Source organism: Paenibacillus pinisoli (assembly GCF_003605435.1).
Lineage (GTDB): Bacteria > Bacillota > Bacilli > Paenibacillales > Paenibacillaceae > Pristimantibacillus > Pristimantibacillus pinisoli.
Window position 1 is genome coordinate 1,247,291 of the sequence record NZ_QXQB01000002.1, and the last position, 25,343, is coordinate 1,272,633.

At 49.4% G+C, this 25,343-nt stretch carries 19 protein-coding genes; 5 read left to right on the forward strand and 14 right to left on the reverse strand.

Annotated elements, in window-relative coordinates; genetic code table 11:
- Positions 1-11: 11 nt before the first annotated feature.
- From D3P09_RS12930 to D3P09_RS12945, 4 genes are read right to left on the reverse strand one after another with little or no spacing between them, the layout of a single operon-like run.
- Entirely contained in the window at positions 12-1,487 is a 1,476-nt protein-coding gene (locus D3P09_RS12930; protein ID WP_120110359.1) for a Na+/H+ antiporter subunit D, read from the reverse strand.
- The gene (locus D3P09_RS12935; protein WP_120110361.1) at positions 1,480-1,818 is read right to left on the reverse strand and encodes a Na(+)/H(+) antiporter subunit C; all 339 of its coding nucleotides are present in this window, start codon (positions 1,816-1,818) and stop codon (positions 1,480-1,482) included. Before D3P09_RS12935 ends, D3P09_RS12930 begins: the two co-directional genes overlap by 8 nt.
- A gap of 1 nt (position 1,819) precedes the next feature.
- Complete coding sequence (locus tag D3P09_RS12940) at positions 1,820-2,242, reverse strand: Na(+)/H(+) antiporter subunit B (protein ID WP_120110363.1); 423 nt, start codon at positions 2,240-2,242, stop codon at positions 1,820-1,822.
- Positions 2,229-4,640, reverse strand: a complete 2,412-nt coding sequence (locus D3P09_RS12945; RefSeq protein WP_120110365.1) for a Na+/H+ antiporter subunit A — start codon at positions 4,638-4,640, stop codon at positions 2,229-2,231. Before D3P09_RS12945 ends, D3P09_RS12940 begins: the two co-directional genes overlap by 14 nt.
- A 100-nt stretch (positions 4,641-4,740) precedes the next feature.
- On the opposite strand from D3P09_RS12945, the gene D3P09_RS12950 reads away from it, so the two are divergent.
- Positions 4,741-5,424, forward strand: coding sequence for a universal stress protein (locus D3P09_RS12950; protein WP_120110367.1), 684 nt, complete (start codon positions 4,741-4,743; stop codon positions 5,422-5,424).
- Positions 5,425-5,496: 72 nt separating this feature from the next.
- Here D3P09_RS12950 and D3P09_RS12955 read toward each other — a convergent pair whose 3' ends face one another.
- Positions 5,497-6,060 (reverse strand): tyrosine-type recombinase/integrase, encoded by a 564-nt coding sequence (locus D3P09_RS12955; RefSeq protein WP_120110369.1) that lies wholly within the window; start codon positions 6,058-6,060, stop codon positions 5,497-5,499.
- Positions 6,061-6,331: 271 nt separating this feature from the next.
- On the opposite strand from D3P09_RS12955, the gene rnhA reads away from it, so the two are divergent.
- A complete protein-coding gene (rnhA, locus tag D3P09_RS12960) occupies positions 6,332-6,976 on the forward strand; it encodes a ribonuclease H (protein ID WP_120110371.1) in 645 nt (214 codons plus the stop codon).
- A 122-nt stretch (positions 6,977-7,098) separates the two neighbouring features.
- Here rnhA and D3P09_RS12965 read toward each other — a convergent pair whose 3' ends face one another.
- Both D3P09_RS12965 and D3P09_RS12970 read right to left on the reverse strand, forming a co-directional pair.
- Positions 7,099-9,513: an MMPL family transporter gene (locus D3P09_RS12965; RefSeq protein ID WP_120110373.1), complete on the reverse strand. Its 2,415-nt coding sequence runs from the start codon at positions 9,511-9,513 to the stop codon at positions 7,099-7,101.
- 47 nt (positions 9,514-9,560) lie between these two features.
- On the reverse strand, positions 9,561-10,178 hold the full coding sequence (locus D3P09_RS12970; RefSeq protein ID WP_243644120.1) for a TetR/AcrR family transcriptional regulator: 618 nt from the start codon (positions 10,176-10,178) through the stop codon (positions 9,561-9,563).
- A 294-nt stretch (positions 10,179-10,472) separates the two neighbouring features.
- Here D3P09_RS12970 and D3P09_RS12975 point away from each other — a divergent pair, with 294 nt between their 5' ends.
- On the forward strand, positions 10,473-10,811 hold the full coding sequence (locus tag D3P09_RS12975) for a hypothetical protein (protein WP_120110375.1): 339 nt from the start codon (positions 10,473-10,475) through the stop codon (positions 10,809-10,811).
- A 99-nt stretch (positions 10,812-10,910) separates the two neighbouring features.
- On the opposite strand, the gene D3P09_RS12980 is transcribed toward D3P09_RS12975, so the two are convergent.
- From D3P09_RS12980 to D3P09_RS13010, 7 genes are all read right to left on the reverse strand, one after another.
- Positions 10,911-14,354 (reverse strand): stalk domain-containing protein, encoded by a 3,444-nt coding sequence (locus tag D3P09_RS12980; RefSeq protein WP_165867420.1) that lies wholly within the window; start codon positions 14,352-14,354, stop codon positions 10,911-10,913.
- Positions 14,355-14,642: 288 nt separating this feature from the next.
- A complete protein-coding gene (locus D3P09_RS12985; RefSeq protein ID WP_120110379.1) occupies positions 14,643-14,855 on the reverse strand; it encodes a cold-shock protein in 213 nt (70 codons plus the stop codon).
- Between the two features lie 85 nt (positions 14,856-14,940).
- Positions 14,941-15,141, reverse strand: a complete 201-nt coding sequence (locus D3P09_RS12990) for a cold-shock protein (RefSeq protein WP_116047398.1) — start codon at positions 15,139-15,141, stop codon at positions 14,941-14,943.
- A 182-nt stretch (positions 15,142-15,323) separates the two neighbouring features.
- Entirely contained in the window at positions 15,324-15,869 is a 546-nt protein-coding gene (locus D3P09_RS12995) for a hypothetical protein (RefSeq protein ID WP_120110382.1), read from the reverse strand.
- A 138-nt stretch (positions 15,870-16,007) separates the two neighbouring features.
- Positions 16,008-17,042, reverse strand: coding sequence for a tRNA 2-selenouridine(34) synthase MnmH (gene mnmH / locus D3P09_RS13000; RefSeq protein WP_120110385.1), 1,035 nt, complete (start codon positions 17,040-17,042; stop codon positions 16,008-16,010).
- 33 nt (positions 17,043-17,075) lie between these two features.
- Positions 17,076-18,116: a selenide, water dikinase SelD gene (selD, locus tag D3P09_RS13005; RefSeq protein ID WP_424452404.1), complete on the reverse strand. Its 1,041-nt coding sequence runs from the start codon at positions 18,114-18,116 to the stop codon at positions 17,076-17,078.
- Positions 18,117-18,284: 168 nt separating this feature from the next.
- Positions 18,285-21,359 carry an S-layer homology domain-containing protein gene (locus tag D3P09_RS13010; protein WP_120110390.1) on the reverse strand — a complete coding sequence of 1,025 codons (3,075 nt, stop codon included), beginning with the start codon at positions 21,357-21,359 and terminating at the stop codon, positions 18,285-18,287.
- A gap of 247 nt (positions 21,360-21,606) precedes the next feature.
- On the opposite strand from D3P09_RS13010, the gene D3P09_RS13015 reads away from it, so the two are divergent.
- Both D3P09_RS13015 and D3P09_RS13020 read left to right on the forward strand, forming a co-directional pair.
- On the forward strand, positions 21,607-24,573 hold the full coding sequence (locus tag D3P09_RS13015; protein WP_120110392.1) for a histidine kinase: 2,967 nt from the start codon (positions 21,607-21,609) through the stop codon (positions 24,571-24,573).
- Positions 24,545-25,315 carry a response regulator gene (locus D3P09_RS13020; RefSeq protein WP_120110394.1) on the forward strand — a complete coding sequence of 257 codons (771 nt, stop codon included), beginning with the start codon at positions 24,545-24,547 and terminating at the stop codon, positions 25,313-25,315. Before D3P09_RS13015 ends, D3P09_RS13020 begins: the two co-directional genes overlap by 29 nt.
- Positions 25,316-25,343: the final 28 nt, after the last annotated feature.

Consider the following 25,343-nt stretch of genomic DNA (forward strand, 5'->3'; position numbering starts at 1 on the left):
GGTTCCCCCCTTTATTCAAACACGGCCTGAATATATAAATTTGGATTCAGCAATTCCTCAGCGGCTTGAGCCACATACCCCGTAATCGCCTCGGCGCCGACTCCCAGGGCCACACTAGCCACTGTCAAGAGAGCGATCGGGAACAACAAGCCTTTCGTCGTCCCTTTCTCCTCTTCTACACTCAGAATCGTCTCACCCCAAAAAGCGTTCATAAACAATTTGATCATCGAATACAGGATAAGCAAGCTGGCCGCCAGGCCGATTATGCCAAGCCAGTAATACCCTGCTTCAAACACGCCTTGCGTCGTAAACACTTTGCCAAGAAAACCGCTTAACGGAGGAATTCCAACCATAGACAAAGCTGCAATGAAGAACATCCAGCCTAATTGAGGGTGAAGCCGGATCAAGCCGCTAATATTTTTCAAGTCGCTTGTTCCCGTGAGATGAACAATCGTTCCCCCAATCAAAAATACAATCGCCTTAATCAGGATGTCGTGAATCAAATAATAAATAGAACCCGTTATGCCGGCAGGTGTTAATGAGACAAGTCCAGCCATAATAAACCCGACACTTATGATCACATTGTAAGTTAAAATTTTTCTCAAATCAGAATATCCGCTTGCTCCGAGTCCACCTAAAATCATCGTAATTGCGGCTAATATCCCGATAAACAAATGGGTAATCTGCGGTTCATGATAAAAAACGAGTGTAAACATTCTGAAAATCGCATATATCCCCACCTTAGTGAGCAACGCGGCAAAAATAGCAGCGATTGCCGTCGGCGGTACGCTATATGATCCCGGCAGCCAGAAATAAAGCAATAATCCCGCCTTCATGGCAAATACGATCAGGAATAATATTGCGACAGTAGTGATTAACCCATCCTGGCCAATCTCTGAGATCCGGATCGATAAATCAGCGAGGTTCAATGTGCCTGTTATCGAATACAGATAGGCAACGCCGATCAAGAAGAACGCCGATGCAATAATGTTCGTGAAAATATATTTCAGCGACTCACGAAGCTGCCTCTTGGCTCCCCCCACTGTGATCAGTACATATGAAGCAACCAAAAACACTTCAAAACAAACATATAGATTAAACAAATCCCCAGTCAGGAATGAGCCGTTGACGCCTGTAATCAAAAACAAAAATAATGGATAGAAGTAGAGCTTTTCTTGCCTTCGCCCAATCGAGGAAAAGGCATAGACAAGGCAGCCCACCGAGACAATTGAGGTAGCCAAAAGCAGCAAAGCACTGAACATGTCGCCCACTAAACTGATGCCGTATGGCGCTTCCCAGCCGCCCAGCTGTAAGGTTTGAATCCCACCGTCTCTGATCTGATTCATCAATAGAACCGAAGTGACTATAGTGGCTAACAATGCGACCAAACTAAGAATCCGCTGAAGCATTATATTTTTCTGGAATACAATGAGGACCATTCCAGTCAACAGAGGAAGGATAATCGGCGCGATCAATAAATTATTCATGCTCATTTCCCCTTAATTGCTCCATGTCATCCGTCCCGAAGCTCTGATAGGAGCGGTAACATAAAACGAGTACTACCGCTGTCACGGCAAAGTTAATGACAATCGCAGTTAATACTAATGCCTGAGGAAGCGCATCTGCAAAGCCCGCGGCTTTCTCTCCCAGCAAAGGGGCGCTCCCCGTCTTGAGCCCGCCGGAAGTTATGATGAGCAGATTGACCGCGTGGCCCACGATCGATACGCCGAGGACAATCCGCAGCAGCTGCTTGGATAGAATCAAATAGGTTCCAATGGATACCAAAATACCGACAAGTATGACCATGAGTGTCTCCATATTAACGGTCCTCACTTATGCTTAGAATGATATTGACTGCGGTGCCTATAACCGCCAGAGCGACTCCGGTATCAAAAATCAAAGCAGACGCGAGCTCGGTATTCCCGAATATAGGTAAGTCATAATAACCAAAGGCCTGGCTTAAAAAAGGTTTGCCGAATACCACGCCTGCCATTCCGGTCACAAGCGCAATCAACACGCCGATCGCGGCCAGCTTTTTGAAATCGACTCGTATATTTTCCCTTACCTTCTCGATTCCAAAGGAGAGATACAGCAGGACAATAGCTGATGCGGTGCTAAGTCCCCCAATGAATCCCCCTCCCGGATGATGGTGGCCATTCATAAATAAATAAATCGAAAAGGTCGATATGATTACGGCTGCCACCCGAGTTACGCTTTTCAATATCACATCATTCGGTTTCATGTTGTTCCCTCCTTTTGGAACGCTGATGAACCAATATATACACGCCTAGCCCGGCTATGGCGAGCACGGAGATTTCCAGCATCGTATCGAAACCGCGGAAGTCCACTAATATCGCGTTGACGATATTTTTGGCGCCCGCCAGCTTATAGGAATTTTCAAAAAACGATGAAATCGGTTCAAATAATTTATGTCCGTTCGCAGACAATGCGAGCACGGTCACCGTTAACCCCATCGCGATCGAAATAATCAGATTCGTCAGCTTGAAAGGAATGCGTTCGACCGATTTCTTCAGCTTCGGCAAATGGTAGAAGCACAGCAGGAACAGCACCGTCGTCACAGTTTCCACAACCATTTGGGTCAAAGCCAGGTCAGGCGCCCTAAAGATGACAAAGAACATAGAAACCATATAGCCTAACGCGCCTAGCGCAACAATAGCTACGATCCGGTTGCCGGCAAATAAAACCGTAAGCGCGGCGATCACCATCGCGAGCACAAGCCCCGCATCAAAAATGCTGATAGCTGCATTATTAGAGAAATCGAACTGAATACCATGGAGCAGCAGCAGCGAGCTCAGCAGCACAATCGCAAAGAAAGCAAAAATGTAGATCAAATAATGTCTAAGCGATCCTGTCATGTACCGGTTCGTCAGGGATGCGGAGAGCTTCTCCGTGCCTGATAAGCCCTGATTGTACAAATGATTCAACGTTAGGCCCTGCGGATAATTGCGCAAGATCTGAACCCAATGCTTCTTCGTCTTGAAGAGAAAGATGCCGATAACAATGACGCCGATCGTCATGATAAGCTCCATATTCAGCCCATGCCATGCGCTAATTTTCAGGTCGTATGAGGAAATTGGCATCTTAGGCAAAATAGCGGTTAATGCCGGAGTGAGAATATACTTTCCGAGTACATTCGGGAAGAAGAAAATGAATATAACGAGCAATCCCAAAACAACTGGAGAAAACAGCATCCCCCAAGGCGCTTCATGCACTTTTCGCGTCAGCTTTTCAGGGCGATATTGTCCTCCAAAGGTTCTGAATACAAAAATCATGCAGTAGACGAACGTAAATACGCTGGCTACCCAAGCAATGACCGGGAACAAGAGACCGATTTTGCCCAGACCGAAAATGCCGGCCCCGGATACGTCATTTACCGCCGCAAAGAACATTTCCTTGCTCAAGAAGCCGTTAAACGGCGGCAACCCCGCCATGGAAAAGCCGCCAATCACAGCAATCGTGAACGTGATCGGCATCACTTGCATCAAACCGCCCAAATAGCGAATATCACGCCGTCCTGTCTCATGGTCAATAATGCCGACAACCATAAACAGGCTTCCTTTAAAGGTCGAGTGGTTAAACAGATGGAATAGGGCGGCAAATGTAGCTACCGTAAAGATCGTACCGCTATCGCCAGGTCCAAAATAAATCGCCAAGGAACCGACCCCAAGCAGGCACATGATCATTCCCAATTGGCTAATCGTTGAATAAGCTAACATAGCTTTCAGATCCGTCTGTCTCACTGCAGTCAAAGAACCATAAAGCAGAGTAATGATACCAATGCCCGCCACAAGCCAGAACCACACGGAGCTGCCTCCGAAAAGCGGTGTCATGCGAGCCACTAAATAAATGCCAGCCTTGACCATCGTAGCCGAGTGGAGATAACTGCTGACCGGGGTTGGAGCCTCCATCGCGTCCGGCAACCAGATGCCGAACGGAAATTGCGCGGATTTCGTAAATGCGCCAAGCAATACACATAGCATGGCAGGAATAAATAATGCATGGCCCTGGATAACATCCAGGTTAGCGATCATTTCCCGTATGCTGTACGTATCCGCCATCATGATCAGCATAATAAATCCAGCCAACATGCCGAACCCGCCAAGGACGGTAATGAGCATTGCCTTCAAGGCGCCTTGGCGAGAGCTCTTGCGCTCGTACCAATAGGATATTAATAAGAAGGAAGAGACGCTGGTCAACTCCCAGAATCCGTACAGGACCAGGAGGTGGTCCGAGAATACCAGCCCCAGCATGGCGCCCATGAACATGAGCAAATAGACATAGAAGCTATGGAGAGCCTCACGAGCCTTGGACATATAGAAAATAGAATAAATAATGACCAAGGTGCCGATACCGCTGATGAGCAGGCCGAATAACAGGCTGAGCCCGTCTACGTAAGAGGTGAAATTCATATCAAGAGACGGAATCCAGGATAAGGAGTATTTATAGGTGTTCCCAGCGGCAACGTCAGGTATATACCTTAACAAATAGATAAAAATAGATAGTGGCACAAGTAAAACGAACCATCCTGTATGTACTAGGCGATTCAAATACTTATAAAGTAGGGGTACAATCACTGCACTGATCAACGGGAGAAAAATAAATATAAAGAATATACTCAAGTGCACTCCTCCTATTCATGACTTCTGCTTCCTTGACTCTTGCCGTAACATCCACTATAGTCTTACATAATAATCGAGACCTTGAGGTGAAATATTTAAAATGAACAATGTGTACAATGAGAGTATTCTTGTTTGCGTTTATTATGGTCCCAATGGCGAAAGACTAATCAAACGCGGTTGCGCAATCGCTAATTTGATGAAATCTCCGCTATATATATTGACCATTGATCCCAAGCCATTCGACGAGCTGGATGCCGAAAAATTATTCTATATCGAACAATGGAAAGAATATGCCCACTCTCATGCAACAGCCCAATTTATTATGAAGGACAATGAAAGCCGCCCTGTCTCTAAGGTCATTGCTGAAGTAGCCAGAGATAACAACATTACACAGATCATTCTTGGTCAGACGGCGCACAGCCGCTGGGAACAAATTACGAAGGGATCTATCATTAATTCCTTAGTGCGCGAGATCCCGTTTGTCGATCTGCATATTGTTTCCGTTGCCCGTTATATTCGGGATGAAGAGGGTATATATGAAAAGGGAGTTCGCGCTTATCTGGTCAAAGACGGGAAACAATATAAGCTAAGCTTCAATCACGAAAAAGATACTGAATTCGAGGGCATCTTCTTCAAAGAAGTCGATACCGATTTCGATAACGGAATCTTCCGCTTAATGAAGGATGCCGTAACTTTAAATGTGCTCGTCAGTGACGGGATCGTCACCGAATTAAAAAACGTAGATATTTCTACCGCGATGGGCCTGGACGACTCTGCCGAATAAAAGCGAATAAAGACATTCTCTCTCCGCATGTTTCATGCGGAGATTTTTTTATTTTCGCCGAACAGGGATCCTTTACAAATTGACATCCACTTGAATGGGTTTCTTCTCAGCTCTGTCGATGCCCAGATACTTTAGTGTCTCCGCAGTGGAATGATGATGAAAAATCGATTTTAAGATGGAGATCGCCACTCCCTTATAGTACGCATGGTAGCCAAACGTCTTCCTCAGCGTATGTGTCCCGATTTTCTCGGAAATCCCTACCTCCCTTGCCGAGTGGTTAATAATTCGATACGCCTGCTGACGGGTAATGGGACGGCAATCCTTTTTGGATTTAAACAAATAATCCTCAGGCTTCCAATCGCCGTTAGATAAATACTCGATCAGGATCTCGCCGATCCTGCTGTTCAGGTAGTGCGCCTTATCTTCTCCTGTCTTTTCATCCTTAATATAAAGAAACGGCTTGGCATTTTGGCCATCCCAAACGTCCTGTACAGTAAGATTCAGCAGGTCAAGGAGACTAATCCCCGTGTTAATGCCCAGTACAAAAAGCAACAAGTCCCTTATCGAGTGTTTTCTCAGCTCATCTTTCATCGCTTGAATGGTTTTTATATCTCGAATCGGATTAACAAATTGCACAGAGAACCCCTCCGGTTAATGTTACTTAACTTAAGGTTAACAGATATTAAGTAACATCACAATAAAAAAGTCACTTCAATTGAATAAAAAAAATCGGACAATTGGCCCTATCACTGACTTCATATGAACTATTCCGGTAAACATAGAGTGAATTTCCATGGAATGTATTCCAACCGGATATTCGTATCCAATTTCGTCATGATAAGAGGAACACGGCAGGCGTTTATCGAAATGTATCCTTTGCGAATTTTGAATCGAGAAGGTGACGAAAGTGGCAAAACAAAAGGTTTATGTCGTGTGGGCAGGCCATAAGCCCGGCATCTATTCGACTTGGGCGGAATGCCAGGAGCAGACGAATCATTTCACAGATGCGAAATATAAATCATTCGGCTCGCGCGAGGAGGCTGAACAGGCCTATCGTGATGGATGGCGGCTGCATTGGGGCCAGAAGAGCGCAGACAAGCCCCTCCGGGAGAAATCTGCAGCAGCCAGTCTGGATAGCGTAGAGGAAATTGATTGGGACAGCATCAGTGTCGATGTCGGCTGCAGCGGCAATCCGGGGATTGTGGAGTATAAGGGCGTAAATACACAAACTGGCGAAATCCTCTTCTATCATGGACCCATCGCCAAAGGAACGAATAATATTGGAGAGTTCATTGCCATTGTGCACGGACTGGCCTATCTGAAGCAAAAAGGCAGCAAGCAGACGGTATATACCGATTCCAGAACCGCGCTAAGCTGGCTGAGAAAGAAAAGCATCAGCTCCAGTCTGGTCCGGGACGCTTCCACCAAGGAAATATGGCAGCTGGCCGACCGGGCGGTCAGCTGGCTCCAGAACAATACCTATGACAATAAAGTGCTGAAGTGGCAGACGGAGGTCTGGGGCGAGATCAAAGCCGATTTCGGCAGAAAATGATCGTTCAGTGCATCTGACGCAAAAACACCTTCAAGTGTCTGGCAATCTGTCCTTAGACAGACCGCCAGCCTTGAAGGTGTTTGTCATTGCTTTATCTTTCGTGCCATTCAGTGTCTCTTTATTTAGCGGGACCGCTGCGATACAGAAGCGACTTTGGCGAGACCCTCTTCCTCGGTCTTCAGCTGAGCGATCAGCTTATCGCCTTCGACATCCAGATTAGGCAGCATGCGGTCCAGCCACTTCGGCAGCCACCAGGCCTTGTCGCCGAATACGGCCATAACGGCAGGAACGAGCGCCATACGGATAATGAACGCATCGATCAGAATGCCGATCGCCAGCGCAAACCCGATTTGCTTGATCATAATGTCGTGGGCGAAGATAAAGCCGGCAAATACAGATACCATGATGACTGCTGCCGCTACGACAACACGGGCTGCCTGATCATATCCGTCAATGACGCTCTCTCTTCCATGATGCCCGTGAACATAGGATTCGCGCATGGAGCTGACCAGGAACACCTGATAATCCATCGCAAGCCCGTACAAAATACCCGTTACCATTATTGGCATGAAGCTCAGCAGCGGACCGCCTGTGTCGAAGGCGAAGAGGTCATGCAGCCAGCCCCATTGGAACACCGCTGTCGTCACCCCGAATGTAGCCAGGACGCTGAGAAGGAATCCCACAGTCGCCTTGATCGGAACGATAATGGAGCGGAATACGAGCAGCAAAATGATTAGCGAGAGAATGACGATAATGCCCACGTAAAGCGGGAATACCTCAGCCAATCTCGACGACATATCAATATTAATGGCCGTAAAGCCAGTGACGCCAAGCTTGATGGCATTTGCTTTCGCCAACTCGGAATCCGCAGCGCGAAGCTCTTGCACCAGATTTTTCGTCTCAGCATCCGTCGGACCCGTCTTCGGAATCAGGCTTATGATCGCCATATCGCCTGTTTGGTTCAGACCCATTGGCGTGACCAGCGATACATTCTCATGCTGCTGAAGCTGTTGAACCAGCATGCCAATCGTCTCCGGCGCCAGCGTATCCGAGGATCCTTGCGGTTCAGCCACAAGCAGCAGCGGGCCGTTGAAGCCTTCGCCAAATCCTTCGGAAATCGCGTCATAGCTTTGTCTGGCAGGCGTATCCAGATTGGCCGTAGCCCCTGAAGGAATGCCCATTTCCATCTTCATTACCGGAAGCGCCGCCGCTCCCAGGATCACGATGACGCCAATAATGATGACCCAGCGTCCTTTCACGACAGACGTTACCCAGCGCTGCGCTGTGCCGTTGCGCGGCTGCTTGGCCGCTTCCCGGCTCTTGGCGCGGGCTTTCTCCGAACAGATCCGCTCGCCTACCAGGGCCAGCAGCGCCGGCAGCAAGGTTAACGCGACAAGCACATTGACGAGAACCGCAACGGCCGCCACAAGCGCCATGGCGGACAAGAAGCCGATCCCGATGACCAGCATGCCGCACAGGGCAATAATAACGGTCAACCCGGCAAAAAAGACGGCGCTGCCCGCGGTGCCTACCGCACGGCTTGCAGCTTCTTTAGCGCTAAGCCCTTGCTCCAGAATCATCCGGCGCTGGCGGTTGACGATAAACAGCGAGTAGTCGATCCCGACTGCCAGGCCTACCATGAGCGCCAGAACCGGCGTGAGATCGGTCATATGGAACATCTTCGAGAAGGCGTATGCTCCACCTACGCTAATGCCAACCCCCATAAGAGCGGTCAACAACGGCAATCCCGCTGCAACCACAGAACCGAGCGTCATGAACAATACGACGGCTGCGACGGCAATGCCGATCGCCTCTGTCGAGCCAATAGCAGGCTTGCCCATAAGCGAATCGCTTGGCAGCGCCTGAATGCCCGTGTTTTCGGCGGCTTTGGCCGCTTCGATGACGGAATCCGGAACCGAATCCGGCAGCGACATCTGCTGCACCGTGAACTGGAATTGGAACAGAGCCACGCTGCCGTCCGTTGCCAGCATGACACCTGGAACCGGCATCCCGTTCACCATAAGCGGACCGTACGGAGGCAATTCGCCAGCGGCCGCCCCGCCATTCTGGGCATCGCTTCCCTGTCCCGCTCCTGCCCCGGCAGCATCACTGCCTTGCGCGGCGCCCGCTCCCTGAGCGGCATCCCCTTGGGCTGCCCCTGCCAGAGCAGCGGCGTCGCCTGCTGCTACACCGGCTTTCTCAGCCAGTTCAATCGGATTAATGACGTATTCCACGTTGTATACCTTATTAACTGCTTCAATAATAGAAGCTAGACGCTCTTCCGTATCCAAGCGCTCGCCTTGAGGCGCTTTGAACAGGATGCTGGCTTGACCGCCAGAGGCCTCCGGCAGCTCCGCAGCCAGCTTATCCAGCACTTTCTGTGATTCTGTACCTTCGATTTTCATATCGGAAGTGACATGTATGCCGTTAACCCCGAGAATGGCGAGTACGGCCCCGAGGATGACAATCCAGCTAATAATGAAAGCCCAGGGCTTGCTGTAAGCCGACTTGCCTAATTTGTACAAGAAAGTAGACATGAGATTATGCTGCTCCTTTTCATCCTTTATTCACATGTAACAATAGACTAGAATCCTTGGCGCAAGTAGCTGAACATGGTATCCAAATACTGCTCGAACGTAACGGCATCCTCCGTATCGACGACAGGATGATCCGGAAGCCGCACGTTCAGGCTGCCGTCCAAGAGCGGCAGGATCGCTCCATATACAGCGCCTGTGAGAAGATGGGTATAGCCTTCCGGATGGCGTCCGCGAGACAGCTTGGCCAGCATCTCTTGGGCGTCTCTCTGCAAGCCATGGAGAGCGCTTAGAATATACAGCTCAAGCGTCGGATGCTGCTTCGATAGCTGCACGAGCTGACGCAATTTGTGAAAGTGCTCGGTCGTCATTTGCATTTTCAACAATTGGTACAGGCTGTCAAGCGGAGACATCTCCTCATCGAGTGCCTCGATCCATTCGATGACTTCTTCCGCTCCTTTGAAGTTGATAGCGGCGGCGGCTACCGCCTCTTCCTTGCAGGAATAGTAGTTGGCGAAGGTTCTTCTGGAGTAGCCCGCCCGCTGAACGATCTCCTCCACGACGAAACCATCCGGCCCCTTCTCCAGCGCAAGCGCAAAAGCCGCATCGGCAAGCGCGCTTGCCGTAGCTTCCCTTTTCATATGGCGCAGACCAGGTTTGTTCATCATATTCCGACTACGTGTACACTCCTTTTCAAGATCATAGAAATTAGTGCATAAAAAGATGGCTCCCTCTTATTATTGCCCAATGAGCAAACTTGCACAATGAGCAACATGTGAAACTTATGTGGCAATGGCGGCTGTTATCGTCATTACCTGCTCATTCTGCTCACAAAAGCAAAAGCAACTACTTGGGATCATCTCCAGTGATCCTAGTATTTGCTCTTCTGTGAGTTTCCATTTCATTAGCGGCATGGTTTATGATAAATAGACCTATATCAGCTTACTTAAGGAGCTTTCACGATGAAACAGACCATCATATCAGACAAGTGGAAAAGACACGCAATTGTTACGATTGGCGGCGTCTTAATGGGGGCAGGCATAGCGGATTGCCTGTTCGCCATGAATGAATTGGATTTAAATCAAATTGCGAGAGGTTTGACGATTGCCAGCGCAGGCCTGACCATTCTGGTTGTCATAGACAACTCCAAAACGCAAAAGGAAGCCGAGCATATTCAAATCGAATCCCGGCTTCGCTTGGAGCAAGTAGAGAAAAAGCTGACGGCCATCGAGCAATCCCAACAAATGACGGAAAGCCAGCTTCGTGAAATAAAGGAGCTGCTGCTGAAGGCAAAATCATAACTATTCACGCAAAAGATCCATACTTAAAAATGCCACCCTTAAGGGCGGCATTTTTAAATTACTGTTTCAGTTGAAATATGAATGCAATTCTTCTTGAGGCTAATCGGTTGCAGGCGGAGCTATGGCTGTCGCTTTGCGGACCATGCTGGCCGCCCCATCGGATCCTATGACCGTTACAACATAGACGTCATACTCTGCCGCCGTCTCTTCAAGTTCAACTTCATATTGGAACTCCCGGTCCGCTGCAATATCCGCGCGATAATAAGCCAGCCAGCTCGGATTCTCCAGGCCTTCAATCAATTGTTCTGCCGCAGGAGCGGCCTCGCCGCGCGGCACCACAACGAAGAATACCATGCCCGATTGGTTCGTCTGCACAAGAACGTGGATGCGTGTAGTTTCATCCAAAGTGTCGGCATATGTTTTTGGATATCCCTCGGCAAATTCAGGCCGATCCTCTTCCGGGACAACAATGGTATAGCTTAGAGTTAAAATTGCGCTGCTTGTATACCCCGATTTTACGGCAACCGCTTTAATGGTTATATTGTCCTCGATCACCAGCGGCTCTGTATAAAGCGTGCCGTTGCTTGCTGATGGCGCGCTTCCGTCAGTAGTATAATAAATAGCAGCCCCCTCTGTCGCGGTCGTCAGCTCAATCTCGGTGCTCGGCTCCACAGCTCCGCTCACGATGCTTGCCATTGGCATTGCGGCTCTTGGCGCAGCCGGAATGGACGGTGCAGGCGGCGTCGGCGCCTGTGGCAGCTGCGCCGCATCCTGCTGCTGCTTTTGCCTATCCAACTCTTGCTTCTGCTGCTCGAACTTTTGCTTTTCTGCATCCGAAAGCTGCTGCTTCAATAAATCCTCCGCTCTCTTTGCCGCTGCTTCCTGCTGCTTCTTGTTCTCTTGATCCAGCCGCTCTTTTTCAGCCAAAAGTTTATTCTTCAAAGCCTCCAGTTGCGCCTGCTGTTGTTCGCGCAGCTTATCTTGCTCCTGCTGCTTCTTTCTTCTTTCCTCCTCCAGCCGCTTCTGTAGCTCCTGCTGCTGCCGTTGCTGCTCTGTTAATTGAAGAGGAGGGACATTGTTTATATCAATTTTGTTATTCAATTTCTTATTGGCCTCGTCGATTATTTCCTGAAGTTTGTCCTTATCCAGCTTCCCTTGGTCGAGGGCTTGCTTGGCAATATTCGCGAGCAGGTTCTCCAAATTTCTCTCGAATTGGTCAAGCTCGTAAGGAGAAAGATTGTACGGATTGCCGCCAGGGTCAGAACCGGCAGCCGCATTCTTCATTCTCTCCAGCATCTCTGCATTCTCTTGTTCAACCTGCTTCATTTGCTTCAACAACGCTTCAATGACAGCAGGTGAAGCTTGACTAATAAAATCAGCCAGATCTACTATATCAGGCAGATTAGGCGCTCCAGCGTCTGCTCCCGGGAATAAGCTCAGCTGCTGAGCGGGATAGACGGAAACGGGATTCTGATTGGTCCCGCTGCCGCTTCCCTGAACAAGGCCGCTGCTTACATATAGCTTGGAAACCCCCGTAACCGGATCGATTCCCACGATGAAATTCGTCCCGCGAACATCAGTCTGGGCTGTCGCGGTCATGATTTTGAAGGTATCCAGAGAATCGATTAACGGAGACACGCTAGCTCCAATCATTCCGCTCCATAGAACAAGGCTCGTGTGCTTCACTTGGGCCGCGTTGCTTAAATTGGAAATATACAGCTCCGAGTTCTCACTAATCGTAAGCTCATCCTTGCGGTCAACCGTATTTAAGATTGCGCTTGACTGGAATTCAGTGATGATACGATCGCCATGATGAAGACTCATGCCATCATAGGCTCTATAGCGCAATGAACCGCCTGCTTGGCTGATCCATACCGTCCCTTTGATCTGGTTAAGCGTCGCCTCTCTCGAATGGCGATCCGCTTGAGGAAGCTTATCGACGACTGTAGCTATTTCTCTTAAAATAACCGTTCTCGAAGTCCCGTCCCATGTTACATCTGCCCCAAAAGCCTCGCTGAAAAATCTGAGCGGGACATAGGTTCTGCCAGCTTTGATATAGGGAGCCCCCTCTATTTCCAGCTGTTCTTGCGTACCTGTCGCCACGTTCTCGGCCGCAATCACTCGGCTCCCAACCTGCAGCCTCAATTTCACATCGCCTTTGACCAGCTCAATCGTACGCTCGTTATTCTCGAATCCTACCTCATAGCCCATCTTTTCGCTTAACGCTCTGACGGGAACCATTGTGCGTCCCTGCACAATCTCAGGCTGCGCGTCAAACGGGATAATCTGATTCTCGAATACAACCTTCACTTGATCATTTTCCGGCAAATCGCCCGGCAGCTTATACCATTCAAGCTCGCGAATTTGGTTGTTATAGCTGTCGGCAATGAGCACATTTCCATCAGGCAATACAGCTACGTCAGTCGGGTGATGCAGAAGATTATGACCGTTAATGCCATCCAATTGGCCGAATTGTGCAGGCACACCGGCAATTGTGCTTACTTGCCCATCAACGAGATAACGAATAGTATGGTTCAAGCTGTCGGCAATAATCAGACCTTGCTCCTCCGTTACGGCAATGCCTCTTGGAGAATAGAAGCGCGCCTCTGAGCTGGAACCATCCGCATAGCCGCCTGCGGCATACAGAGCGCCCTGCTCATATACAGGCTGCTCCCCTGGGGACAAGCCTGCTGCCGTTGTCACTGTGCCTTCAGTCAGATCCATATATCGAATGAGATGATTTCCTGTATCGCTTACATATAAGTTGCCCTTGTCGTCTATTGCAATGCTAGCAGGTTCATTGAACTTGGATTCGGCCAATTTTCCGTCTGCATAATCGCCTGCAGGAACCGCATAGCCGGCAGCAACCTCAATAGCACGGACGGAAGGAGCATTCAGTGTAGCCACCTGACCATCTGGCGTTATACGGCGAATGGCATGATTCAAGGTGTCCGCGACATACAGGGTTCCATCCGCAGCAACAGCGACATCCTGTGGATGATAGAATCTCGCTTCTGAGCCTGCTCCGTCTTTAAGTCCGAGAACGCCGTCTCCGGCAACAGTCGAAACCGTTCCATCTGTCGAAATTTTTCGGATCGCATGATTTTCCGAATCTGCGATATAGATATTGCCTGCTGCATCCGTGTCTATGCCTGAAGGAGCGTTGATTGCAGCGGTCGATCGGGTTCCATCATTCCAGCCCCCGCTCGGAATTCCATTGGCATCCGTCTTCAGTATTAAACCAGCATATGTAGAAACTTGCCCATTCGCGATCTGGCGGATCAGATGGTTTTTGCCCTCTGCGACAAGCACGGATCCGTCCCTCAATACCGCAATTCCTTGCGGCATGCGAAAAGAGGCCTCCGATGCCGCTCCATCCCAAGCTTCAAAATCACCGCTGCCCGCAAAGACGGATACGCTTGTCAAAAAGCTCGGTCGATCGACGCTTCTCGTCGAATCCATCTTTTCATTGCTTGCCGAAGCATGTGGAATCACCGGCAAGAGCAGCATGATCGCGAGCAAATACATCATCACTTTCTTCATTGTCCTTATACCTCCGTAAGAGTTTGATTCGAAATCCATTCCCGGACGACCCCAGGCACGCCCGTCTAAAGCTATCGGAAGCTTACCAGGTCCATAAATCTGCGCAAGCACACTCCATAAGCCCTATTATAATGATTTTGGGAAAATAAAAAGTCATACGAAAGTTGTATAATTTCTAAAAAGGCCGAATATTCTTGTGCAAACCTTCCTTCAAAAAAAAAGGGGACGCGATATTCATCGCATCCCCATTTCACTATCCCTATATTCAAACTCAAAGTTCCTGTATGCTTACTGCTTAGACTTATTAAAACTCGTGTTCTCCAAAATCGCAAGCATTTTCTCGCCTTTCTCCATCAGAGAATTGCATTGGACACATACTGGTTGTTCTAAGAAAACGAAGTTATCCCTTGTCCATCCATTGCATTCTTTATTGGTACATGACCAAATAGCTGTTAGAACCAATGGAAGATCGTCCATTGGTTTTTTCCGTGAATAATACAAGCCGCATCCCCCTTTTCTCCTGGTATCATTGACGAAAAAAAAAGCCCCATTCTTGCGTCTGGGGCATTGTCACCAATTTGCGATTCTACAGTTTTACAACATTTTCGGCTTGCGGGCCGCGATTGCCTTGTACGACGTTAAATTCAACGCGTTGGCCTTCGTCCAGCGATTTGAAGCCGTCACCAGTAATTGCGCTGAAGTGAACAAACACGTCATTGCCGCCTTCAACCTCGATAAAACCAAAACCTTTTTCTGCGTTGAACCATTTTACTGTACCTTGTTCCATAGTGTATTGCCTCCATATTTTCGTTTTGAATTTCCAAAAAAAAATCACATATCATACAAGGTTACACATTAAAATCATAACCCTCTACAATATGTGCTCTCAGGTCGAAATTCCAATAGACTAATCATAACACATTCACCACTGACTTACAACTTTACTTCTCCCCTCCATGCATCTGCATGTTAGGATTGCAATTGCTGACCGCAGCTTCGCATGAAGAGCATCAATGTCGCCATTAAGATAATGGTCACGATAAACATGGCAATGGCACCCATAATGAATAACGGCGGAATAAAGATTAACACGAATAAGAACAAGCTGGCAATTTGGTAAATCAGAAAATAAGTCCATTTCTTCTCCGCTTCCTCCACGATGCCAGGCTGTTGCTGCCTTGCCGCCATTTCCTTGATGCCCATAAGAAGATGATACACGATCATGAGCAACAGAACGATTGAAACCAGCGCCACAATGGTACCCATAAAATTAATATGAACGCCGCCGCCCTGAGCAGGCCGCTCGTAGATCGAAAAGATGGAGAGAACGGCCATTATCATACTGTACGTTTTCCCTTGGGCAAAATGATGATTATATTCTGACAGCGCCAGCAACCCCAAGGTGAACAGAATGTACCCGATAATATCCGGCATAATATCAAAGCCTTGAATGCGGAAGTCAAACATGATGAACAAAAATCCCCAGAAAAACTTGTTAAAGCTATCCTGTACCATAAGCCCTCCTGTCAGCTCGCCATAATATAGCTATGCCATTTTTTCTTAACTCTGTCATTATCATACCAGATAAAAGCTAGTACAGGTTCTTATTCGCCCACAAAAAAAAGCCATCCGCAAACCGGATGGCGACTATCCTTATTTAAATTTCCTGGCTATATAATCCTTTACGTCTTGAACAGCGTCTGCAATCGTGTTGGCTTGTATAATCGTAATATCTGTCCCATATTGCTGCATCGCGTGCTCATAACGCGGGTCGTAATAATGCTCCAGCAATAGCTTTACCGCTTGTTCATATTGCTCCGACTCCAGGCTGGCCATAATTTCTTTGGCTATGGGAGTATGAATCCGTCCCTTAATATGCTTGAAGCCCTCCATCAGCGCTTGCTTATGCTCCGACGGCTGGTAATCCGCCACAATATGACGCACGCGTTCCTCTAGCGGCAGCTGAATGAACAGCTGAGCAGCCTGCTCCCTCTTGTCCATTATGACCTCCGGAAGCACCACTTTGCCGATTCGCTTGCTTTCGCCTTCCAGCAGCACATAGGACGAGCGCTGCCATTGCAGCAGCTCCGTTACAAGCAGAGAATCGAATGTCTTCTGATTGTGCGCTTTCATGCCGACATGCCCGAATACAGATCCGCGGTGACCGGCCATGCCCTCCAGATCAAGCACAGGAAACCCTTCTTGCTTCAATTGCCTTAGGATCTCCGTTTTCCCCGTCCCCGTATTGCCAAGCAGCACAACATGCCTCGGCTTGAAGTCGATCCCTTCAAGAGTCTCGACAACCCATCTGCGGTAAGCCCTGAAGCCCCCCGTCAATCTGTGAACCTTGATGCCCATTAAGGATAAGACGGTTGCCGATGTTTTGCTCCGCATACCGCCCCGCCAGCAAAATACGGCTTTCGGGCCTTGAATCTTCTCAAATTGCTTAATAAATGCCGGCAGCTTGGCCGAAAAAATCTCCAGTCCTCTGTCCATAGCCGCTTTCACGCTATCCTGCTTATAAATCGTGCCAATCTCGGCACGTTCTGCATCATCAAAAAACGGAATGTTCACGCTGCCGGGAATTGTCGCATCGGCAAATTCCGATGGAGAACGAACATCGATTGTGACTACGCCTTTATCTTTGGTCAGCTTTACTAAATCATCTATGTTCATATCCTGGAACAACAAAATCGTCTCCTTACGTCCTCAATCCCGTTCTTATATAACAACAATGCGGCCAGGGTGATCCGCTGTCGCCTCTCCGATGATGCCGGCCTCTACGCCAGCTCCTCTCAGATTGCCGAGCAGCTCCTCGGCTTCATCGTTCGCTACTGCAATCAGCAGCCCGCCTGAGGTGACCGCATCGCACAGAATCCATTGGCCGATTTGATCCAACGATTCAGAGAAAGTAATGGAGCTCTGCACATGAGCGAAGTTGTTTTTGGTTCCGCCCGGCACGAAGCCCTCCTCCGCAAGTTCCCTTGCTCTTGGAAGTACCGGCACATCCGAAGCATGGATGACGATGCCCACCCCGCTTCCCTTGGCCATCTCAAGCGTATGGCCCATTAAGCCGAAGCCTGTTACATCCGTGCAAGCATGTACATTGAACGGCTCCATCTGCTCCGCTGCCGTCTTGTTCAGGGCAGCCATAACTTGCGTGACCCGCTCGATCTCCACTTCACTCAGCTTGTCCTTCTTGATCGCCGTAGTCAGGATGCCTACCCCGATCGGCTTCGTCAAGATCAGCTTGTCCCCCGGCTGCGCTCCCGCATTGGTGCGAACCTTGTCCGGATGAACCAGACCCGTTACGGCAAGGCCGAATTTCGGCTCGTTGTCGTCAATAGAGTGTCCGCCTACCAGCGTGACATTCGCTTCCTTCATCTTGTCTCCCGCGCCGCGCAAAATCTCCGCCAGCACTTGCTTGTCCAGCGTGCGAATCGGAAATGCCACGATGTTGAGCGCCGTGAGCGGCTTGCCGCCCATGGCATATATATCGCTAATCGCATTGGCAGCCGCTACTTGTCCGAATGAATAGGGATCATCTACAATCGGCGTAAAAAAATCAACGGTTTGCACCAGTGCCAGCTCATCATTAAGCTTGTACACACCGGCATCGTCGCTTGTGTCCAGTCCGACCAGCAGGTTCGGATTCGGCACAGCGGCAGGCAGCGCGCTCAGCACCTGAGACAAGTCCCCGGGACCAATCTTGCAGCCGCAGCCTCCTTTCGTGGAGTAAGACGTAAGCTTGATTTTCTCCATACTCATCTGCCTCTGTCCCTTCTATCTATTGTATCCGCTTAAACTCTGAATCCTCTAGACCATCATTATTGATATGATAAACCATTCATATCGTAAAATCTAATGAGATCTGCAGCATGATTTGGCAGAAAAAAAAACACCACCCGGATTAAGGGTGGTGTTCGAGCATTATTTCACTTTCCAGCTCTCTACGCCAGTCTCGTATTGCTCGAATGGGTGAGGCGTCGAAGCTTCCATAATATCTTTGTAGAACGGATGGCTCTCAGGCACGTCTGTCCACTTCTGTCCGACTTCGACATGCCATGGCGTGCGCTCCATCAATTGGTTGAAGATACGGACAACCTCTACTCTCGTAATTGGCTGGTTCGGGTTGAATGTTGTTTCTTTGAAATCAAATAGCAGGCCTTGTTTCTCAACAGTTGCAATGGCCTTCTCCGCCCAATGTCCAGCTATATCCGTATAGCTGCTTTCTTCAGCGGCCTCCCATTTGTACATATTCGCAAGCATCTGCGCGAATTCCGCACGAGTGATCTGTTTCTTCGGCTGGAACTTGTTCTCGCCGATACCGACCATCCACTTATTATTGGTTGCAATCGTGATTGCATCAGCAGCCCAGTAGTCAGCACTTACGTCAGCATATGATACTTTCTCAGCTTTTGCAGTAGCTGTATACAGGCGGGACAGAATGGCAGCCACTTCAGCGCGGACAATGCCGCGGTTCGGCTGGAACGTTCCATCCGGATAGCCGAGCATGTACGGCGTATGTTCTCCCACAGCTTTTACCTTCGGCTTTGCCGAGAAGCTGAATTTCACAATCGTGTCGCCGACATGGATTATTCCGTTTTTGATATAGCTGTCTTCGCCAAAACGCTCGTCGCGCTTGTCTTCACGGCTGTCAAACACGGTGTAGCCGTCTTTTTCGCCTAAGAAGTAATAGTCGCCGTCTGCGTATACCATCCAGCCATATTCACCGCTGTCCGAGCTGATTTGCGGGTTATGGTTTTTGTTTGGCGCGAAGTCTGGCAGCTCAGGCAAGTTAACCGGCGTTCCAGGCACTCTGCCTTTCGAACGGTTAAGCTCCGTATCCGCCCAGTACAGCTGCATATTCACGCCCGTAACGGGCTGGTTCGTTACGTCATCCAGAATCGTGCCATACGGATCAACCAGATCTACCGACAGGCTTGCGCTTCCGTTCGAGCCGACAGTCAGCTTGCCGGCAGGACCTGCCAGCCTCTCGCCATTCGGCGCGATAACATTCAGCAACAGCTTGTATTCGCCGGCTGGAAGCTGCGGGATCGAGAAGCTGCCGTCTTGGTTCATTGTAATCTCAGGGACGCTAATCTCTTGGCCGTTGGCCGATTTCACCTTGCCGGTTACTTTCAGATTCTCGCCAACGAGCTTCGTAATTTTGCCCTGAACGACTTCGCCGCCGTTCGATTGATCAGATACAATCACCTTGGTATCCATGTCAGGCGGTATCACTACGCCTGGCGAAGAAGGCGCAACCGGCTTCACTGTAACCACATTGGACGTACCTTCATATGGTCCGGATTCAACAACCAAACGGATGTGGTACGTTACGCCATTTCTCAAGCCCGTTACCGTTGCGCTTGTCGAAGCGTCATCAATCGTTTCTTCTGTAAAAGCCGGTGTGAAGTCTGTTCCGTTCTCGGACAGCTCCACGGTAACTTTCGTAGCGCCAAGCAATGCCGGGAAGTTCAATGTAGCTTCCTTGTTGCCTGCAACAACGTCTAACGTAGACAATGGAACCGGATCAGCTGCAGCGACGTATACGGTAAACGACTTCTCGCTTGTCAGCCCGTCCTTCGTAATCGTTGCTGTCAGAGTTACATAAGTGCCTGTCTGAGCAATAACCGGTCTTGTTACGGTGCCGTCCTCAGCGATAATGGAAGGCTGATCGGAGGACCATACGGTCGTTACATTTTCGTCCGCGTCTTGCTTCAGCGTAATGTTGTTCTTCACCGTATTTTTGCTGTCGCCTGATGCAAATGAAATATCCGTCTTTGTTTCTGCTTTTTCAATAGCCAGAATCGCATCTTTGTAACCATGGATGATCTGATCCGCAATGCGCTCTGCGATGGCATCGATAATCTCTGCGCTGGTTTTATCGGATTCTACATGCTGGCCGCCTTTATGAATCTCGCTAATAAAGGTTTCGCTGATATCCTTATATTCCGGATCGGAAACCCCAATGTATTGCGCCTCATTGCGATCGAAGGAATCCTTCAGGTTTGTTTGGTTGATATCGCCGTCCAAGAGCGTGCTTGGATCATCGTTGATGTCCACAACATAGCGCAGCGGCGCATGCTCGCCCCATGGAATTTGATCCACCGCTACCTCTAACGACTTGCCTGAAGTTGTGAACAGCTTCAGGTTGTCATAAGCAAATACCGAGATCTCCTCGCAGCCGTGGCTGGCATAGCTGACAATTGGGCCAAACTCATCACCGTACACAGCAGGGAGAGCCAAATCTCTAATGATCTGATCCCCATTATCCCACATGTTCAGTTTGGTATCCGTGACATTAATTTTGATCGTATGGTGGGTTGAGGCGCCTTTTGTATAAGAGCCGATCTGAGTTACGCCTGGTACCTGGCTCAGTACTCTGGTCTGCTCATTATGTAGAGCGTCTGCATCCACATCCGAGATTTGATAGACTTTAATTGCGCCATTGATATACAGAATGGCATATCCGCTTAATTTGCCTTCACTGTCAATCGCGGTATTGAAGAGGAAGCCGCCCCCCTCCATGCTATGATAATCCACTTTGGACTCATCCATGTCGAAGGTAATGATCTTCTTGCCTACAGGACTTCCGCTTGTCAGCATGAAATCCTTGTAAGCAGGCTGAGTGTAACCGAAGAAGGTTAGCGTTCTGCCATCGTTGGTAATTTGAACGTGATTATAGTCCGGCGTCTCCAGCTTCGGAGTAAAGCCGTTGCTCAAGTACCATGTGTTGCGGCCGGAATGCACATGTGCCTCCGATACATTCGCCGGATCAGCGCTTGCGTCCATAATGGACACGTATTTCGGATTAACGCCGCCTGCTTGCAGCTTGGCTTTAATCGCATCATTCAATTGGCTTTCGAAATCGCTGGAGTCATATGTACTGGTTCCGGCATTGTAATAAACCTCGGCTACCGGCGCCAATGCATGCACCATGGATGCATTCATGACAACGAGCATGAAAGCCACCAGCATTGCAATCGTTTTTTTCTTCATCTGATTCACCCATCCTGTAAGATTAGTCATAATGTCTTGTGTCTTAGTTCCCATCCAGTAACAATCCGCGAGGGCAACACCGTCCAAAATAAGAGTTAGGTACCTTGAAAACGATAAGCTCTTTTGAATCGTGCCGATTACATCTTAAAACATATCAAAGCCGCCTCTCAAAAATCTCTCAAGCCATTTTGGTAGTTTTTCGAGAGATAGATAACGTATGATAGTAACAATAGGGGTGTGACTAGACATGAAGAAGTGGATTGGCTGCCTGGGTGCGGTCTGCGCCTTAATCGCTATTCTCTATATGATATTTAGCGACAAGGATACAAGCGAGGTGAAGATAAAGGCCATAGACGGCGTGCTTGACTTGCGGGAGCTGACGGCTGATTCTCCGTTCGTATCGTTAGCCGGCGAATGGTCATTTATTGCCGAATCCTTTGTCTCCCCCGCCGAATTGTCTCAAGAAGCGACTTACATACGCGTACCAGGTCCCTGGACAACGCATGTGCAGTGGGGGTCCTATCAGCTTCTTGTGCAGCTGCCCGATGACTGGTCGGAGATCGGTCTCCGTGTCCGCAATATTTGGTCTGCCCATACCCTCTATATCGATGGAGCAGTTGTCTCCCAAGCCGGTCAGATAGGCACTTCCAAAGCGGATACGGTCATGGACAATCCCGCTTACGAGGTGTATCTTGAGCCGGAAGACCGGGAGCTTCTCATTACGGTCCATGCGTCCAACTTCTACAATGCCAGAGGCGGCATCGTCCTGCCCATCGATATTGGCGACGCCTTGCAGATGAAGGCGGACGTGCATCGGGATTTGACTCTGGAGTGGGCAGCGACTCTATGCCTGCTCTTATTCGGCATCTTCCATCTGACGATCTACCTGCTGCGGACGAAGGATGAAGCCTTCTTGTACAGCGGGCTGCATTTTCTAATTCTGGCATTCGTCATTGTGCTGCGAGGGGAGCGCCTGTTAATGCGCGAGTTCCCATCGATTCCGATCGATCTTTATTTGCGACTGCAGGATACCAGCACCTATGTGATGGCGCTCTTGCTTCTTGTGTTTATTGTCAAAACAATTCCGTCCATCATGAACCGGAAGACGATGATGCTGCTCTTCCTTCCGGTCTTAATCTATACGATATTAAATGCCGTTCTTCCGGCCAGAGTATTGTCTGGCGTGCAGTACCAGTTCTTTTATTACATCGATCTGTTATTCCTAATCATTATTGTTCGGTTATTCTCGTTGACGGTTAGAAATCAGACCACCACGCGCAAGAATGAAGCCATCATCATTCTCTTGATGCTTCTATTCCTGGCCGTATTCGCGATCAGCAGCTCGTCGGACACCCTATTCTTCTCCGGCCGCAACGAGCTCAGCCGAATCGGATTAATCGGGGGCGTCATTATGATGAATGTGTTTCTCGGCATTCGTCTCATGAACCGGGCCGAACAATCGGAGCAGCTCACCGCCCGGCTGCAGAAGGCCAACGATACGAAAGACGATTTCCTGAAGGTTGCGACACAAGATTTGCAGAGGCCGCTTCATGATACTATGCATTTGATCCAATCGATTAGCCGAGAACCGGACCGGCAAAGACAGGGCGAGCAATTATACCTGGCTGAGCAGCTGATCGGCAACATGGTTTATCTGCTCCGGGATTTGCATGATTTTACCCGTATCCGATTCGATGATTATGCCATTCAGCTGAAATCCACCAATCTGCGGATGGTCATGCTCCATGTTCTTTCGCTTATGCAGCTGACATTGGCCAAGAAGAAGATTCATATTCACGAGAATATTCCGAAGCAGCTGTATGTATGGGCGGACGAGCAGCGGCTGACTCAGGTGCTGCTGCGTGTGATGACCGAAATTGCTCATGATACCGCAGATGATAATCTGACCATTGAATCGATGCAGTCCGGAGAGACTGTCCTCCTGGAAATCGCGACGATCCGCAAGCAATCGGCGCTTCAGGGGAACTGGCAACAGCGTTCCTCCGGTCTTATGATGACAGAAGAGCTGGTCCAGCAGATGAACGGCAGCATCACCTATGAACACAAGGAGAACGGCATCCGCTGCGCTCTCCAATTGGCTTTCAGCGAGTTCAAGGAGCCGGCAGCCGCGCCAGAATACGAGGAACATGCGCAAGCAGCCGCGGCCGATGAAGAACGTGAGCCAGGCACGCTTCTTATCGTGGATGACGATGTTATGCACGCCGAAGTGATGAAAGACATGCTGAGCGATACCTACAAGATCAGAATCGCTTATACCGCTCAAGAAGCGCTGGATTACTACCATAACCATCCGGAAATCTCGATGATGATCATCGATGACATTATTCCAGGCACTCTGAACAGCCTCGAATTGCTGCAGCAAATCCGGACAAAAGCGTCATTGATGGAGCTGCCGGTCATTATGATGATTTCTTCCGAGTACCCCAAGCATATTGAACGAATCTTGGCTTCCGGCGCCAATGATTATCTGATTAAGCCTTTCTCAAGGGAAACCTTGATGGCAAGGCTCAATGCAGCTGAGCAGACGAAGCACTCGATGCTGAAGGCGATCGAATACGAGATGGCCTTCCTGCAGACGCAGATCAAACCGCATTTCTTATACAATGCGCTTAGCAACATCATCTCCTTCTGCTATACGGATGGAGAACGTGCGGCTTATCTGCTCTCGATGCTCAGCTCGTTCCTGCGCTATATCTTTGACACGAGCCGGGATGGACAATATTCTTCCCTGCAAAAGGAACTGGAGATTATTGAAGCTTATGTTGAGGTAGAGAAGGCCAGATTCGGCGAGCGCCTGACCTTCGCGTATCATATCGATCCGCTTATTGATGCCGAGAACATCCTTATGCCAAGCTTGCTGCTGCAGCCATTGGTCGAGAACGCGATCCGACACGGCTTGTTTGACAAGGAAGGCCCGGGTCATGTTCAAGTCTCGATCTACATGCTTGATTCCCGCTTAAGCATACATGTCTCCGATGACGGTGTCGGCATGTCGGAAGAGAGATGCGCTCAGCTCATGGAGGGCGGGGGCAATATCGGCATCGGATTTACCAATGTGCGCCGGCGCGTGCATGATCTCACCCAGGGCAGTCTGGAGATCAGCTCTTATCCCGGCAAAGGCACTACTGTTCAACTGAAGATCCCCATCAAGGAGGCACGAGAAGATGTGGAAAGTCATCATCGTAGAGGATGAGAAGCCGATTCTGGGGCTGCATGCCAGATTGCTGGAGAGCTACGGCCCCTTTCAGGTTGTAGGCCTCTTCGAATCGCCATTCGATGCGCTGCCGGAAATACCGAAGCTGGAGGTCGACGCGCTCCTGCTCGATATTGAGATGCCGAGAATGACGGGGCTCCAGCTCGCCCAGACCTTGGTGGAGAGCGGCATTGATGTGCCTGTTATCTTCACCACCGCGCATCAGCAATATGCCGTGCAGGCCTTCCGCGTACAAGCGCTGGATTATATCTTAAAGCCGATGACCCCGAATATCGTGAAGCAGCTCGACGAGCGCCTGCAGAAATATTACGGCCAGAAGCAAAAGCTGGCCCCGAAGAAGGAGCTTCTTGTCCAGCTGTATGGAGAGGCGCATGTGAAGAAAGGCGAGAATCCCATTAAGTGGCCTACCCGCATCACGGAGGAGCTGTTCTATTACTTCCTGCTTCATGAGAATAAGCTATGTCTGAAATGGAGAATCATCGATGATCTCTGGCCTCATGTCGAAGAGAAACGGGCGCTCCCCAATCTGTACAACACCATATACCGCATGCGCCAGCTCTTCATGGAGCTAGGCGTTCCCATCGCCATCGACCGAATCAACGACGGATACATGATGAGCACGAACAGCAGCATTGTATTCGAACCGAAAGAAAAGTCGGATGCCCTTCTGCTGGAGTCGAAAGGTTATTTGTGGGCTTATCGGTTGGAGTCGGGGATTTGAAGCCGTTCATACATATGCAGTTCAAACG